The 12,587-nt window shown below is 38.5% G+C and carries 13 protein-coding genes; 9 read left to right on the top strand and 4 right to left on the bottom strand.

The annotated features are described in order from the left end of the window. Positions 1–59 precede the first annotated feature (59 nt). The 8 genes from BK583_RS19475 to BK583_RS19440 all read left to right on the top strand — a co-directional run bounded on the left by BK583_RS19475 (position 60) and on the right by BK583_RS19440 (position 7,823). On the top strand, positions 60–260 hold the full coding sequence (locus tag BK583_RS19475; protein WP_055736619.1) for a DUF6366 family protein: 201 nt from the start codon (positions 60–62) through the stop codon (positions 258–260). Positions 261–895: 635 nt separating this feature from the next. After that, positions 896–1,531, top strand: coding sequence for a hypothetical protein (locus BK583_RS19470; RefSeq protein WP_055736620.1), 636 nt, complete (start codon positions 896–898; stop codon positions 1,529–1,531). A gap of 663 nt (positions 1,532–2,194) precedes the next feature. After that, positions 2,195–2,737 carry a GNAT family N-acetyltransferase gene (locus BK583_RS19465; RefSeq protein ID WP_055736621.1) on the top strand — a complete coding sequence of 181 codons (543 nt, stop codon included), beginning with the start codon at positions 2,195–2,197 and terminating at the stop codon, positions 2,735–2,737. A gap of 209 nt (positions 2,738–2,946) precedes the next feature. Further along, on the top strand, positions 2,947–3,996 hold the full coding sequence (locus tag BK583_RS19460) for an ArsR/SmtB family transcription factor (protein WP_055736622.1): 1,050 nt from the start codon (positions 2,947–2,949) through the stop codon (positions 3,994–3,996). A gap of 9 nt (positions 3,997–4,005) precedes the next feature. Next, complete coding sequence (locus BK583_RS19455; protein WP_055736623.1) at positions 4,006–5,217, top strand: MFS transporter; 1,212 nt, start codon at positions 4,006–4,008, stop codon at positions 5,215–5,217. A 178-nt stretch (positions 5,218–5,395) separates the two neighbouring features. Continuing rightward, complete coding sequence (locus tag BK583_RS19450) at positions 5,396–6,412, top strand: S66 family peptidase (protein ID WP_055736624.1); 1,017 nt, start codon at positions 5,396–5,398, stop codon at positions 6,410–6,412. A 70-nt stretch (positions 6,413–6,482) separates the two neighbouring features. Continuing rightward, on the top strand, positions 6,483–7,259 hold the full coding sequence (locus BK583_RS19445) for a DeoR/GlpR family DNA-binding transcription regulator (protein WP_038476009.1): 777 nt from the start codon (positions 6,483–6,485) through the stop codon (positions 7,257–7,259). Positions 7,260–7,271: 12 nt separating this feature from the next. Continuing rightward, positions 7,272–7,823: a maltose acetyltransferase domain-containing protein gene (locus BK583_RS19440; RefSeq protein ID WP_055736625.1), complete on the top strand. Its 552-nt coding sequence runs from the start codon at positions 7,272–7,274 to the stop codon at positions 7,821–7,823. A 49-nt stretch (positions 7,824–7,872) separates the two neighbouring features. Here the strand turns inward: BK583_RS19440 and BK583_RS19435 are convergent, their stop codons facing one another. The 4 genes from BK583_RS19435 to BK583_RS19420 form a co-directional block, all read right to left on the bottom strand. Continuing rightward, entirely contained in the window at positions 7,873–8,757 is an 885-nt protein-coding gene (locus tag BK583_RS19435) for an IS3 family transposase (protein ID WP_139366183.1), read from the bottom strand. Next, positions 8,700–9,260, bottom strand: coding sequence for a helix-turn-helix domain-containing protein (locus BK583_RS19430; RefSeq protein WP_055736938.1), 561 nt, complete (start codon positions 9,258–9,260; stop codon positions 8,700–8,702). The genes BK583_RS19435 and BK583_RS19430 overlap by 58 nt, the downstream gene beginning before the upstream one ends. A gap of 71 nt (positions 9,261–9,331) precedes the next feature. After that, positions 9,332–10,792: an alanine/glycine:cation symporter family protein gene (locus BK583_RS19425; RefSeq protein WP_055737021.1), complete on the bottom strand. Its 1,461-nt coding sequence runs from the start codon at positions 10,790–10,792 to the stop codon at positions 9,332–9,334. Between the two features lie 241 nt (positions 10,793–11,033). After that, positions 11,034–11,870: an HAD family hydrolase gene (locus tag BK583_RS19420; RefSeq protein ID WP_055737022.1), complete on the bottom strand. Its 837-nt coding sequence runs from the start codon at positions 11,868–11,870 to the stop codon at positions 11,034–11,036. Positions 11,871–12,017: 147 nt separating this feature from the next. On the opposite strand from BK583_RS19420, the gene BK583_RS19415 reads away from it, so the two are divergent. Next, positions 12,018–12,575 (top strand): cysteine hydrolase family protein, encoded by a 558-nt coding sequence (locus BK583_RS19415; RefSeq protein ID WP_055737023.1) that lies wholly within the window; start codon positions 12,018–12,020, stop codon positions 12,573–12,575. The last annotated feature ends 12 nt before the right edge of the window (positions 12,576–12,587 follow it).

The raw sequence follows: 12,587 nt of genomic DNA, 5'->3' as shown, positions 1-12,587 counted from the left end.
GGGGATTGAGTAAGCGAAAGCGAATGGTTAAACAAATCTTGTAGGGGAGTGAAAGCAGTATGTCGGATCGAAATCCAGGCCCTGAAGAGAGACGAGAGTGGTTACGGCAGGAAGAGCGTAAGAGAAACCCTCTTGGAAATATGAATGATGCACATAACGGTGGCGGGCTAACAGATTTAATAGGAATGCTAGGGTGGAAAACGACAGGGGTTGTTTTTAGCATTGTGATTGTTATCCTTCTTGGACTTCTATTCATTTAATGGTCTTTACGTAAAGGAGGCTGTCTTATGTCAACGGCTACAACGAAAACAAACACGAATGCTGTTATAAGCTTATGCCTTGGCATTGTGTCACTAATCTTACCATTTGTCGGTTTACTAGTTGGCGTTATTGGTATTTTTTAGCAAAATCGGCCCTTACGCAAATCGAACAGTCAAGTGAAGCAGGGAAAGGGATCGCTAGTGCTGGACTTGTCTGCAGTGTTATAGGGATTGTTTTACAGTTGTTGTTAATTATTGGTGGACTGTCTCTTGTCTTTTTTTCAATTGAATAGTGAAGAAAGATTTGTCTGATATACAATTAAAGAATGGTATCGTTCAAAACGAAGACATTTTAGAAGCTATAAAAGAACGATAAAAAAGAAATTAACTCAAAAAGAATGAGACCTACTTAAAGCTTAGTAGGTCTTTTTGTAATTGTTATTAACCAAATAAAAGTCGACTTTTAAGGGCGTTGCGGACTTTACGGTTTAAGTTACTGATAATGACGTTCTAAAGCATTCCATAGCTTAAGTCTACTTGATTTAAATATTTAATTAAATTAGATTATTTAAAAATTTGTTTGTTTACAATTGTATACATAAGTGCTAATCTTAAGTTATGAGGAGGATTTTAATATGACGGATTATAGAAAGCGAATGTTTAGAGGTGCAAAGATCGAAGATTGTATACGCGATTTTATCGATATGGAAAGCTGCGCATTAGAACAGATAAGGAACGATGAAACTGAATTTGTCTTATTTTCAAAAGGAATGCATACGGCTTATCAATTTGTTGTTAATCGCATGGTCCGTGATTTTGAATATAATAAGGAGGAATTAAAATTGAAGCAAAAGTTGTCAGAATTGGAGAAAATGTATAGAAGGTTAGCTGAGACTAATCTAGAGCAAAGCAAACAGGACTTATTTCAAACAGTGGAACAATCGTATTATGATGTTGATGTTCCAGAAGATGCATTAGAAGAGCTAAAGGAGCTCTCTCCTGATTATCAAAAGGGGATGTTTGAAGGAATGAGTTTTGCTTATGAGGATGTAGCGAACTATATCTCCATTATCATTTCGAATGTAGAGAATATTAACGACAAAAGTGTAAATCAGCTGATTTCACTCATTTCCAGCAATAATTTTGTTAATAAAGAAATTGATTTAGATGAAGAATCTAAAACGTATAAAAGTGGTTTTGCTAGTGGAGCAAAAGCAGGTTTTAAATTAACGGTGGTTGAACTAAAGGAAAGATTTTCAGTACATGTATAAATAAGGGATAGGGAGGGGGACAGTATTGTTGATTTTTTAAATCAAAATTTCCTAGTCGTTCTTTATTGTCTTACTATTTTGTATTTAAATGTCACTTATTTAAAGGATTACAGATATATTCAAAAAAATCTTAATGATATTTCTGACGATGAAGTTGAAATCAACACTGGAAGCTTCCAACTAGTACTTCTTAGGTTAGTCTTTAATTTTATAAAAAGTTGGTTAATGTACTTTATTGCTTATGAACTTACAGGAAGTGCGTTTATTATAATACTCTTATCTATTTTTATTATTTTGGATAGTTACAGTGCGTTGTTTATTTATAAATTAGAGAATATAAAAAAAGACAAGATTACTACATTGAGATCTGTCTTTGACACACTCTTTGTTTTTGTTTTTATAGTCTATTATAGTAAGAATTTTATTTTATAAACTCATCTATTGATTTTTCTAAAGATAGTTAGTTTCTCGTCTTAGTTTAGCTATTTTTCATTTAAGGATTACATAATTTTGAATTAAATATGGTAATTGTGATAGTTATTGCTCAGATTAATTAAACTGATTTTTTAGTTTATTTAGTATTAAGATATGAATTTGATCTAAGTTCTATTATTAAGTCACATGCAACATCATCCATCTTTTAATTAGAAGGGAGCAATCTAGATGAGCGTAATTGAATTGACTACGAACCGGCTCAAACTACGGTTATTTCAAGAGGAGGAGGCTGAACATATTGCGGCACTTTGTAACAACTATGCCATCTATCGATCGACGTTGACGATGCCATATCCGTATACAGTAGATGATGCGCGGCTTTGGATGAAGAATCATCAGGAAAATATTGAGCAGGAAAAACGGTATGAGCTGGCGGTTACGTGTCGAAAAAGTGGCATGCTTTATGGTGCGATTATGTTAAATCCGAACTATCAGCACAAGCATGGGGAGATGGCATATTGGATTGGTGAACCGTATTGGGGAAAAGGATACGGAACAGAAGCATTGCGAGCGATGATCGATTTTGCTTTCACTGAGAAGGCATTACACCGAGTGTATGCTCGTTATTTTAAATCAAATCCGGCATCAGGGAGGGTTATGGAAAAGGCTGGAATGACAAAAGAAGGTATCTTAAAAGATCATGTGTATAAGGAAGGCGCGTTTGAAGATCTTGTTTATTATGGAATGGTTAATCCAACGTGTACCGTGTGAAAAAATGATTAGATCAAACCTATGGACGACAAAGAAAGGTATGACAGATAAGGGTGTACTCTCTACTGTCCTACCTTTCTTTACGTTTAGTTTTTATAGGATAGTGAAATGCGATATTCTAATTACATAGAATATTATATTCTAAAATTATTGAATTTAGTGGACCTCTCTATTATGATAAAAGAAATAGAGTCATTTAGGAGGCGCTTATGGACGTTATACATTCAACGGTTCGCAAAAGAAAGACCTATGAAGTGGTGATACACCGGTCCATTTTGTGGGAATGTGCGTTAGGGATTGCTGCAGTGACAAACGATCGGTTGCTCCACACGTTGGACAAGCCAACATCGTATTGGACGAAATTAAGGTCTAGCTTATCACAGGAGTTACGGGACAACCTCGATTTTGTTCAAAAAAATAACTCTTGGAAAGCATTGCTACAACTTCTTCATCGGAAGAACTATACCGATATGAAGGAATTTGTGGGCGATCTCCAGACATTATCAGAAGTAGAACTGAAATATACATGTCTGCCGTTTATTGGGGAAGAGTACCAAGCGGTTCGAAAGCTGGCATCCTATGGTGACAAAAAGGCATGTAGTCAACTACGAGAGGCGTCGGCTGGAAATCCATTTTTTCCCGACTATATTACATTTATAGTCAATGGTGATGCTTTGCAACTGAAGCAACATCTCATTGTCGTGCTTTCGCAATGGTATGAACAGGTGATGAAAGAGGATGAAGAGGAAGTTGAACAAATACTAAAAACCGATTATGAGGCAAAGGTGAAAATGAAAGAGCAACTATCTTCAGAGACATTTGTTCAATGGGCAACAGGAGGAATTCAATATAAGCCGGAGCCTCATGTTTTTACAGTCTTGTTAATCCCCCAAACCTGTTACCGTCCTTGGAATATTGAAGCAGATCTAGAAGGCATTAAGGTGTTTTACTACCCGGTTGCCAATGCAAGTATGTTGCCGGCAGATCCATATATGCTTCCTGATTTTCTCGTACAGAAATATAAAGCGTTAGGCGACGATGCACGTATGAAAATGGTCAAAATACTTTATGATAAAGATCGCAGCTTGCAGGAGATAACGGAATTACTTGAGTTGGGAAAATCAACTGTCCATCATCATTTAAAAATGCTACGTTCTGCAAAATTAGTGACGGTAAAGGAATCAAAGTATACGTTAGAAAAAGAAGCATTTCCATTAATGGAAAAAGACTTAGAAGCTTTTTTACAACGACCTGTATAGGTGAAACAAATGAGCAAACAGCAGTCTGTTTTTACACATAAATCATTTGTTGCGTCTTGGAGTGGGAATGCTGTTTCAGAACTTGGAGGTGCATTTGGAACCTTTTGTAACGCCATTATTATTTTTCAACTAACAGGTTCCACACTTGCACTAGGAAGTATGTGGCTACTCTATTTTATCCCTTCATTAATATTGCAACTGTTTATAGGGCCATTTATCGATCGGTGGAGTAAAAAATGGGTCATGGTTAGCTGTCAGTGGGTAAGAGCTAGTGTCTTTTGTGTGCCGCTTCTAGCGATGGCATCAGGAGAGGTGGCCATTTGGCACATCTATGTAGTCCAATTAATCGTAGGTTTAGTGACCCCGCTTTATGTTCCGGCAAATCAAGCACTTTTACCAACACTCGTAAACCATGAATTATTAAAACAAGCAAATGCTTATTTAGATGGTACGGCGAGAATGATGATGTTTCTCTCTCCATTAGTTGCTGGGCTTGTAATTGAAGTAGTTGGTGTACCGGTAACGTTACTGGTTGTTTGTAGTCTTCTGATTTTAAGTGGAGTCGCATTGCTCTTTATTGAAGAAAAACCTTCCATACAAAGAGAGAGAAGACAGCCGTGGCTAGCTGAACTTAAAGAAGGCTATCATTTTTTCTTCAAACAAAAAACGATGCTATGGCTAGGTGTTTTTCTTACTGTTGTCCAATTCGGAGTAGGTGTCACAATGGTTACGACGCTTCCATACGTCATCGACAATCTTTCAGGTACCTATGCACACTATGGGTATTTTATGGCAGGGTTTCCAATTGGTTATATGCTAGGGTCTATCATTGTTGCAAAAGTAAATCGAATCCGTGTTAGGCGCGTGCTGTTTGGTGCCCTTGTCGTAGGTGGGATGACGTTTACTGTCTTGGCGTTAAACCAAAGTATTGCACTTGCCATCCTAACGGAAGTTATTGGCGGCATGGCAATGGCGGTTTTTAGTATCCACCACTTAACGATTTGTCAGAAAATCACGCCTACACACCTTATGGGGAATGTTTTTTCTATACGGCTGTTGTTAATAAGGGCAAGCATGCCATTTGGTATCTTATTAGGTGGTACATTAGGTGATCTAATGGGTGTTCGCCCATTATATTTATTCATTGGTTTTGTGATAAGTGGAACAGCTAGTATTGGTATGTTGCTTCCTTATTTTAAATTTATTGATGATTCTGCTTAAATTGACGATGAACAATCCTTTGTGGATCGTACGTTTATGTGTAAGAGAGAAGCGCCCGTCCCGAAATGGATGGTTTATTTCTTCTTTAAATGGACAGAAAATACTTGCAATGGCACGTTGAATGCGTATATGATGGCGTAATATCTTTTTTTAAGGAATAGTAAGGGAGACTAGAGACATGATACGTTATCCTATTTTTGAAAAAGGGGCTAAAATTGGTATTACAGCGCCCTCTTCTGGAGTGCCAGAATCGTTACATCACCTCTTGCACGCTGCGATTGGGCGTATGCAGCAAAGAGGGTATAACGTGAAAACGTGCCCCTCTGCGTGGAGACAAAGCCTTGTTAGGTCAGCTAGTGATGGCACACGTGGACAAGAATTTAATGACTTAATGAGTGATCCAGACGTGACATTAATTTTTCCGCCATGGGGTGGAGAACTGTTAATTGAAATGCTGGAGTACGTTGATTTTGAAAAGGTTCAAGAAAAGTGGGTTCTTGGCTATTCTGATGTAAGCTCACTCCTTCTTGCCATTACACTTAGAACAGGGGTAGCGACCGCTCATGGTACTAACTTTATTGATTTAAGAGGCAGTCAAACAGATCCAACTACGGCGATGTGGGAGACTGTACTGCAAACGAACGTGCATGAAACAATCGTGCAACATTCATCTACTTCATTCCAGCAACATTGGGAGCATGTTAACCCAACCGAATGGGTGTTTCATTTAACTGAAAAAACAGAGTGGAAATCAATAAATAAGAACGATCAGGAAATAAATGGGCGTCTTGTCGGTGGGTGTATAGATACGATTCGTCATTTAATAGGGACGCCTTATGGGGATGTCTCTACTTTTCAGAAAGATACGGTTGGAGGTGATCCGCTTCTATGGTATTTTGAAAATGTTTCGCTCTCACCAACAGACATGAAACGGACGCTAATGCAAATGAAGTATGCTGGCTGGTTTGACCATTGTAGCGGAATTGTTTTTGGAAGAAGTTCGGCTGAGGACAGTGGGAATGGCTACAAGTATACGGATGTCTATCAAGAATTAAGCGATGCACTACAAGTACCTCTATTGTACGACCTTGATTGTGGGCATTTACCTCCCCAAGTGACACTTGTGAATGGTGCATATGGAACCATTGTGCTGAAAGAGGGAAACGGTAAGGTTGTCCAACGCTTTATGCCGTAAAACAAGAATTTATTGACTTATTACTTGGTAATGCTTAAAATTGCTTATATATACTTATTGGAGTGATAGCATGTATCAAGAGGAGCGCCTCGTTAAAATTGTGTCAGAGCTTAAGAAAAGAGGCAAGCTGTCTAATCAAGACGTTTGTCAGCTGTTGGATGTATCCCGTGATACAGCACGACGGGATATTATACGACTTGTGGAGGAAGGGAATGCTGTCCGAACCCATGGTGGGATTGCTTCGACATTCTTAATGAGCGAGCTAGAGAAGTACAAAGAATCTGGCTTTAATGAACGAAAAGAACGTGCATCGAGAGAAAAAAGAATGATAGCGAAAAAAGCCGCATCTCTTTTGAAAGATAAGGATTTATGTTTTTTTGATGTGTCGACAACAATTGCCAGTTTAAGTACATTGGTTACAAAAAAAATAGCTGTCTACACCCATTCCCTTGATAATGCTGAAATATTAGCAAAAAAAGAGTTTGTAGATTTTCATTTGTTAGGCGGTCGCTTTAACCAAGAAAACCGCTTTTTTTATGACTTGTTTACGATTAAAAGCCAGCTTGAGGATGTGTATTTTGATTATGCGTTTATTGGGGCCGCGGGTTTAACGGAAGATGGTGTCTATTTTGTTGATAAAGAGGATGCGCGGATTAAGAAAGAAGCAATTAAGCGAGCAAAGCGGGTGTATGTGCTGACTGATTATGAAAAGTTTAATAAAACAAGCTACTATAAATCAGCTGGATTAGCAGATATTGATGTCGTGATTACGAACGAATTTCCCCCAGAAAATTTACGAGAGTGTTTTTTAAGCAACCATATTCAAGTGGAATTAACAGAATCCTAGGAGTGTCAGCCATTGATAACAGAAAAACAAAAGATGCTACAGGGAGTGTTATATAATCCCGCAGACGAAGAACTCAGTGAAGAGCGTAAGAAGGCCCGAGCACGAATGCATGTGTATAATCAGACGAATGATCAAAGAAAAAGAGAAGAAACAATCATTGAACTTATTGGTAAGGCCGATGGTCAACCTGTATTTGAGGGCACGTTTAAATGTGATTATGGTTACAATATTCAAGTAGGTAAAAATTTCTTTGCAAACTATGACGCTGTATTTTTAGATGTATGTGCCATTACGTTTGGCGATCATTGCATGCTAGGGCCGGGGGTGCATGTTTATACTGCAACGCATCCAATTGATCCGTATGAACGAGCGAGTGGTCTTGAATATGGAAAGCCGGTCCAATTTGGTAACCATGTTTGGATAGGAGGGCGAGCTGTCATCAATCCAGGTGTTACCGTTGGGAACAATGTCGTCATTGCTTCTGGTGCTGTTGTAACTAAGGATGTTCCAGATAACGTTGTAGTCGGCGGGAATCCAGCGAAAGTAATTAAGACGATTAAGTAAAGAAAAAAAGACCTCGCTTTGGTAGTGACCCCAAAAAGTTAAAGTTTTATTATGAAGCTGACTGGCTGGCTTGAGTGCGGTATTGTACCGGGCTTAAACCAGCCAGTTTTAGTTTTATTCGATCGTTATTGTAGTAAGCTATGTATGCCTCAATTCTTTGCTTCAACTCTCCGTAAGGTAAAAGATCTTCTCCATAATACATCTCTTGCTTCATAATCCCGAAGAAGTTCTCCATTGAAGCGTTATCTGCGCAAGTCGCTTTCCTAGACATACTCTGAAACATTCTGTGTTTCTTTAATGTTTTTACCCATCGATTGTGCTGATAGTGCCACCCTTGATCAGAATGGAGTGTAGTCCGATAGGGAGCATCTTTCTTAATGATAGGGATCGCTTTTTCAAGGGATGCAAGCACAAATTCGAGTGTTGGTCGTTTGGACATGCTACTTGAGATAACCTCGCCATTACTTAAATCCATGATCGGACTAAAATAGAGTTTCTCTCCATCTGTGCACTTAAATTCGGTGACATCCGTTGTTAGTTTTTGTAGATGTACAGGCGTGTTAAATCGTCGATTTAACCGATTCTCTGCCACTTTACCCGTTGTTCCTTTGTACGATTTGTAGCGTGATTTTCGCATGAATTTTTCTGACTTTAAACCAAGTTCGTTCATTAGTCGTTGAACCTTTTTGTGATTGATGATGTACCCATTTGACCGTAATTGTAGATGAATCCGACGATACCCATAGTTTCCATCGTGTTGCTCAAATATCAGTTGAATGTCTTTCTTTAGAGCCTTGTCTGGATCTTCATTCTCAAGTCGTTTCAAGTGATAGTAATACGTTGCTTCTGGAAGATCGACTCGAATCAATACATCCTTTAATCGGAATTCTTCATTGAGCTCGAATGCCAGCGCTGTTTGTGCTTTTCGAGAGATCCTTCCGGATCCTCTCGAAAAGCTTTCAACTTTTTTAAATAGGCAATCTCCAAACGGAGAAGCTCATTTTCACGCTCTAATTTTTGTTCTCTCGTTTGGCTGTTCTCTTTATTTAATTGTTTCTTATGGGAGTTTTTAGACATGGATGGTCGTCCTTTCGGTTTGTGTTCCAGTCCTTCCAACCCAAGTCTCTCAAAAGAGAGTCTCCAACTGACAATCAGGGATGGATTATTGATCCCAAACTGATTCGCTGCTTCTTGGAGAGAAGCTCCTGTATGCTTCATAAAGTTTAATACATCTTTTTTGAAATGAACAGGATAAACGGTTTGTGTTTGTTTTCGAGTAAGTCCGTTTGGACCCAAAGTACGATAAGCGCTGACCCAACGAAGGATAACAGATTTCGAGGGGATCCCATGCTTCTTTGCCAGCAGTTTATACCCTAAAGATCCTTGATGGTATTCTTCAACGATTCTTCGTTTAAATTCGTCACTATATTTTGCCATAGAAAAAACACCCCAGTCGTTAGATTTCTCTCTAACATTTGGGGTGCAGCACCTTTGAGGTCTTTTTTAGGTTAAATTGATTTACGTTTTTCTGGATGTTCGTACGTTTCCCAAAAAGTTGCGTTTTTAATTCCTAGATTGTGAGGGTTAAAAACAGGATCTTTTCCTTGAGCCTTTTGCTGTTCATAATCTTTTAAACATTGAAGTGCTGGTTTAGCGAGTAAAAGAATAGCAATGACGTTAATCCAGACCATTAATCCTAAACCGATATCTCCCAATAACCAAGCATTTTCAGCGGTTCGAACAGTTCCAAAATAAGTGGCACCAAGTAGAACAAATTTTATTAGGAGCATAGGAATCGCTGCTTTTCTACCTCGCATCAGGTAGGCAACGTTTGTTTCAGCTATATAGTAATACGCCATAATGGTTGTAAACGCAAAGAATAGAAGTGCAATTGCGACAAATCCAGTACCAAAAGCAGGGAATATGCTGTTAATGGCAGCTTGCGTATATTCAGGACCAACTTCTGCATTTGGGAGTGCATTAACTAAATTTGCATCTCCTTCACCCACACCTTGGGTATTATACATTCCTGTAAAAAGAATCATAAAAGCAGTTGCTGAACAAATGAGTAATGTGTCAATATACACGGAACCAGCCTGCACAAGACCTTGTTTAGTAGGGTGGGATACCTCTGCTGCCGCAGCAGGGTGTGGCCCTGTCCCTTGACCAGCTTCATTAGAATAAACTCCACGCATGACTCCCCATGCAATGGCACTTCCAATTAGACCACCGAATAATGAGTCCATCCCAAAAGCGCTACTGACGATAAGTTGAATTGTATTTGGTATTTCTGTAATATTCATTCCGATAATAACCGCAGCCATAATCATATAGGCAATTGCCATAAATGGAACAATAAAAGCTGCTGTATTAGCAATCCATTTAATTCCTCCAAGTATAATTAAACCAAGAACCGCTACTAGAAATACACCTGTCACCCAATTGGGTATTTCAAAAGCATTTGTCATTGCTGCTGCAATGGCATTCGATTGGACACCAGGCATAAGTAAAGCCATTGCCATTAATGCTGCAATTGCAAAGACGATACCAAACCATTTTTGACCTAAACCTTTTTCAATATAATAAGCTGGCCCACCTCTGTATTGACCGTTAATTTTTGTTTTATAGACTTGAGCCAGTGTTGATTCTATGAAAGCACTAGATGCACCTAAAAATGCAATTGCCCACATCCAAAATACAGCTCCTGGACCACCGTAAAAAATCGCTGAGGCGACGCCTGCTATATTACCTGTACCAACTCTTCCAGCTAAAGCAACAGACAAAGCTTGAAAAGACGAAACACCAGCATCAGAAGATTTTCCTTTAAACATGAGGACGAACATGTCTTTAATGTGCCTTACTTGTAAGAAGCGAGTCAAAATTGAAAATATTAAACCGATACCAAGTAATGTGTAGACGACTGGTGAACTCCACAAGACGTTATTCACAGCACTTATAAATGCCTCCATAAATAATCCTCCTAAGTATATATAGAAATAAAGATTTAGATAATCTTTATCATATAGTTCAATGATAAAAGAAAAAAGAGGAATTTGGTATAGTATTTGTAAAATAATCTGACAAATAAAACAGGTAATTAGTCGCATTTATAACTTTATAAGGAATATAAGGGAGTTCAACCAGCATTGTTAAAGATAAATAAAACAACCGCCTATCCACTATTATGTAGAGATAGGCGACAACAGCTTTTTACGCTTCTTTCATTTGTTCAATGAGGTTGGAAATGCTTCGAACCTTTACATCGCCGAAAGTCATTGCTCCTTCTTCTAAATCGATATAGATTGATTTCATTCCGAGTGTTTGAGCAGGAATGATTTCATTTAAATAGTTGTCACCAATAGAGAGGGTACTCTCAGGTGATGTGTTGTAACGGGCGATAATCTCTTCGAATCGCTGCTTCGTATATTGTGGTTTTCGAGCTGAAGTAATGACTTCGTGGAACACGCCTTCTAACTGTAACAGGTGGAGGAGTCGTTCAACATCGTCCTCGGTACTATTTGTCAAAAGAACAACCGATTTTTTCTTTTTTAAGGAAAGAAGCCCTTCGCGTAAACCTTCTATAACCGTGAGAGAAAAGTGTTCAGTTGCCATGTATTCTTTTGTTGCATCATAGGCAGGCTGTGGATCGGAAATACCATAATGACGAGCAGCGACATTAGGGAGCCACCAACCGTCACCAATTGCAATAAGCTGATCAAAATCGTAGCTGACAGGTGATGGATAAATGTTTTCCCATTCGGTAGCTGGAACTTCTTCTCCATCCCATTGATGTACTTTTTCCACATGTCCTTTAAATGGATCTACTTCAATGACATAGTCGTTCTTAACATCGTAAGCCTTCCCAATTGAGACAATGTGATTGCCTTTTTTCATTTCTTTATAGTCAGTAAAGAAACGCTCCTGTGTCTCTTCTGAAAGTTCTTTTGCAAGTGTGTCAGCGTAGTAATCAAAATGATCCGTATCTTCATAGAGTGTACCATCCAAATCAAAAATGACTAAATCTACGTCCTTAAATAGGTTATTCATCTTTTCTATCCCCCTGAATGTAATCCATTACGTATGCTTACTCTTTATTTTACCTTATTCGTCAAATCTCGTTTTGAAAAAATATATGAAGGAATTAATCGGTTGCTTAACGAATCCTTCTTATTCCGAAAAAATGGGGGGATTAATGTGAAACAAGGTTTACTCATTATTGATACGCAAAAAGACTTAGTAGATGGAAACGATGTAGAGGAAGGAGTTGTTGATAAACAACGATTGCTTGGGAATATAAATCACCTTATTAAAAAAGCGCGTGAACTGGGAGTTCCTGTTCTGTTCATTCGAGATAAAGATGTTGCAAATGGAATGGGAGACGGGTTTGATGTTCACCCTTCTTTATGGAGAGAGCAGAGCGATATTGTGTTTGATAAAGAAGCAACAAATGCGTTTTATCAGACAGGGTTACTTCAGTATATTAAGGAAAAAGGCATGCAGCATCTTGTTATTGCCGGTTGTAAAACAGAACATTGCATTGATACGGCAGTACGTACCGCTACAGTGAATGGCCTTGACGTAACATTGGTTGGCGATGCTCATTCTACCTCAAATACGAAATACTTAGCAGCACAACAAATCATTGATCATCATAACCATGCACTCCATGGACATTATAATGTTGACCATTTTTCTATTGTGCGCGAAACGCGGGAAGAGGTATTTACACCAACTCACCATATGTATCGATAGAAGGGAGGAGAG

It is taken from the genome of Shouchella oshimensis, from assembly GCF_002019765.1.
Taxonomy (GTDB): Bacteria; Bacillota; Bacilli; order Bacillales; family Bacillaceae_D; genus Shouchella; species Shouchella oshimensis.
This window is presented reverse-complemented; position numbering and strand designations above follow the sequence as displayed.

Bases quoted from the DNA above. Each gene is read 5' to 3' on its own strand.
- BK583_RS19475 (WP_055736619.1), top strand. From the start codon at position 60: ATGTCGGATCGAAATCCAGGCCCTGAAGAGAGACGAGAGTGGTTACGG.
- BK583_RS19470 (WP_055736620.1), top strand. From the start codon at position 896: ATGACGGATTATAGAAAGCGAATGTTTAGAGGTGCAAAGATCGAAGAT.
- BK583_RS19465 (WP_055736621.1), top strand. From the start codon at position 2,195: ATGAGCGTAATTGAATTGACTACGAACCGGCTCAAACTACGGTTATTT.
- BK583_RS19460 (WP_055736622.1), top strand. From the start codon at position 2,947: ATGGACGTTATACATTCAACGGTTCGCAAAAGAAAGACCTATGAAGTG.
- BK583_RS19455 (WP_055736623.1), top strand. From the start codon at position 4,006: ATGAGCAAACAGCAGTCTGTTTTTACACATAAATCATTTGTTGCGTCT.
- BK583_RS19450 (WP_055736624.1), top strand. From the start codon at position 5,396: ATGATACGTTATCCTATTTTTGAAAAAGGGGCTAAAATTGGTATTACA.
- BK583_RS19445 (WP_038476009.1), top strand. From the start codon at position 6,483: ATGTATCAAGAGGAGCGCCTCGTTAAAATTGTGTCAGAGCTTAAGAAA.
- BK583_RS19430 (WP_055736938.1), bottom strand. From the start codon at position 9,260: ATGGCAAAATATAGTGACGAATTTAAACGAAGAATCGTTGAAGAATAC.
- BK583_RS19425 (WP_055737021.1), bottom strand. From the start codon at position 10,792: ATGGAGGCATTTATAAGTGCTGTGAATAACGTCTTGTGGAGTTCACCA.
- BK583_RS19420 (WP_055737022.1), bottom strand. From the start codon at position 11,870: ATGAATAACCTATTTAAGGACGTAGATTTAGTCATTTTTGATTTGGAT.